General features: G+C 48.3%; 3 protein-coding genes and 1 pseudogene. All 4 read right to left on the bottom strand.

Translation table 11 applies throughout. From position 1 onward, the window contains the following. Positions 1-424: pseudogene (locus FKQ60_RS17145) on the bottom strand (hypothetical protein); the annotation flags it as partial. 31 nt (positions 425-455) lie between these two features. Continuing rightward, positions 456-1,579 (bottom strand): IS3-like element ISVpa4 family transposase gene (locus tag FKQ60_RS17140; RefSeq protein ID WP_114139936.1). Its coding sequence is split into 2 segments (ribosomal slippage): positions 456-1,327 and positions 1,327-1,579, totalling 1,125 coding nucleotides; the frame shifts between segments, so codons are not numbered across the junction. 51 nt (positions 1,580-1,630) lie between these two features. After that, positions 1,631-1,951, bottom strand: coding sequence for a hypothetical protein (locus FKQ60_RS17135; RefSeq protein ID WP_004393959.1), 321 nt, complete (start codon positions 1,949-1,951; stop codon positions 1,631-1,633). Positions 1,952-2,066: 115 nt separating this feature from the next. Beyond that, a partial coding sequence (tnpB, locus tag FKQ60_RS17130; RefSeq protein WP_170906814.1) for an IS66 family insertion sequence element accessory protein TnpB occupies positions 2,067-2,279 on the bottom strand: 213 nt, incomplete at its 5' end.

Raw genomic sequence — 2,279 nt, 5'->3', positions numbered from 1 at the left:
ACTCGACTTGGTCAAAGATGGTTGAGGCGGTCAGTTTAATCCCCATCAGCGCTTGCGTACTCTCCTGACGATAGTAGGGTGCACCTGCAAAAAACTTGTGAAGAGCCATCAGGCTGCGGGCACTGTAACCATACTTCTGGCTTGGCTCTCCATCATTTATCACGTCATTAGGTAACTTGGCAGTGAAGTACTGACCACAGGCATTACAACGTAGCCGCCCCATAACGTGTTGCTCTGGGACGAACGGACTTTGCCCAGTGATCCGCAACAGCGTAGCGGGCTCGTATTTATATAACTTGCCTTTTTGACACTCGGGGCAACTATCGCCTTTCTTTAGATCGTCCAGTTTATGCTGAGTGACTTTCGGTTTCACTGGTGGTGTGCTGGGTTGGGTATTTAGAAGTGGACCCCAACGGTTGGACACATAAGCTCATTTCTTAAGTGGTTGACCCAGCTCATGCTGCGTATCTTTGCCTACCGAAGTAGGCCTCATCAGGAGTGAGGTTATTGAGTCCTTGATGGTTACGCTCTTCATTATAAAACACCATGTAGTTGCCGATTTCAAGCTCGGCTTCACGGGGCGTGGTATAAGCCTTTAAGTAAACCTCCTCATATTTCAGGCTTCGCCATAATCGCTCAATGAAAACATTGTCAACCCAGCGGCCTTTCCCATCCATGCTTATACGTACGTTATGCTCAATTAACTTCTGTGTGAACTCTGTGCTGGTAAACTGGCTGCCTTGATCTGAGTTAAAGATATCAGGTGGCCCATAATGCTTCAGCGCTTCCTCAAGCGCTTCGATACAAAAACTCGTGTCCATGGTGTTGGATAGTCGCCAAGCCAGCACTTTGCGGCTATACCAGTCGATAATCGCAACGAGGTACAGGAACCCCTTCGCCATTGGGATATATGTGATATCAATCGCCCAAGCTTGGTTTGGGTAAGTGACTTCGATATCACGCAACAGGTAGGGATACACCTTGTGTGCTTTGTTCGCCAGCGTCGTTTTGGGCTTGGGGTAAATCGCCCCAATCCCCATATCGCGCATGAGTCGAACAACACGCTTACGATTAACGCTATGGCCATTTTTAGCCAGCTCAGTTCGAATGCGCCGACTGCCCATAAACGGATACTGCAGATGAATTTCGTCAATCATTCGTCGTAACGTGATCTCCTCAGCAGAGAGTCCGATGGGTTGATAGTAAGCGGTAGAGCGAGCAATATTGAGCAGCTCACATTGGCGCTTTATCGGCAATGGGGTGGATTTAACCAGCGAACTCTTTCGCTGGGCTCGGTCTAACGACCGAGCACTTTGGCCAAAAAATCATTTTCCATGGTCAATTGACCGATCTTGGCGTGAAGTTTGTCCACTTCTTCGGAACTCTCTTTTCCTGAGTGATTTTCGGTGGCAAAAATCATGGCTGCGTTTTCAAGCAGCTCCTTTTTCCATGTTGAGATCTGGTTAGCGTGCAGGTTATATTTCTGAGCTAGCTCAGCGACGGTTTTATCGCCTTTAGCGGCATCGAGAGCCACCTTAGCTTTAAACTCAGGAGAGTGGTTTCTACGTTTTCTAGTCATAATCTGTCCCTGTATTGTTGGGTACTATCAAAACAGATCGACCACTTAAAGTCATGTCCGAAAATTGGGGGCCACTTCTTTTTTAGGCTTAGGACGTTTTTGACCGCGGTTTTTGTTTTTCTTATTTTTCTGGCCGAGTAGAGTGTCCATCGTTTCAGATGACTTGACCATGCCAACCAACTTACGCAATTTATGCAGGGTGATATCGTTGTCAGACAGACGCTCTTGCAAGGCAGCCAGCGTCTTTAATGCCTTCAACAAGATGTGGCAATCTTCCGCACTCAGTGCTAAGTCGTGCTCCTTTGCCTCGTGCACTCGCTGGATAAGCCTGTCCAGCTCTTCGCTGTCAATATCGGTAAAGTCTTGCGCCATTTAAGTTCCTGTCGGCTGGCTTGCAGTGCTGATGCGCTCAATTATTCCAGCATTGTGGGATCGGTCAACATGATCGTGAGGATCGATAACTTAAAGGGGAATAGTGTGCGTACGGTCATACTTTTTGCCAGCCAGGCAGCCCCACCAACAGAGCTTTAAGCTGCTTCGCGGCGACAGGGGTCACCCCATCTTGGTGATGATGGGGCCAATCTTGAAAGCGGCCTTTGCTCAGGCGTTTATTGATTAACCAGAAGCCAGAGCCGTCATAACATAATGCTCTAAGCATGGTTTGACGGCGGTTGGTAAACACAAACAGGGTTCCGCTACG

This window comes from Vibrio sp. A11, from assembly GCF_013048705.1.
Lineage (GTDB): Bacteria > Pseudomonadota > Gammaproteobacteria > Enterobacterales > Vibrionaceae > Vibrio > Vibrio metschnikovii.
The sequence above is the reverse complement of the archived record's forward strand: the minus strand, read 5'-3'. Positions and strand labels throughout refer to the sequence as shown.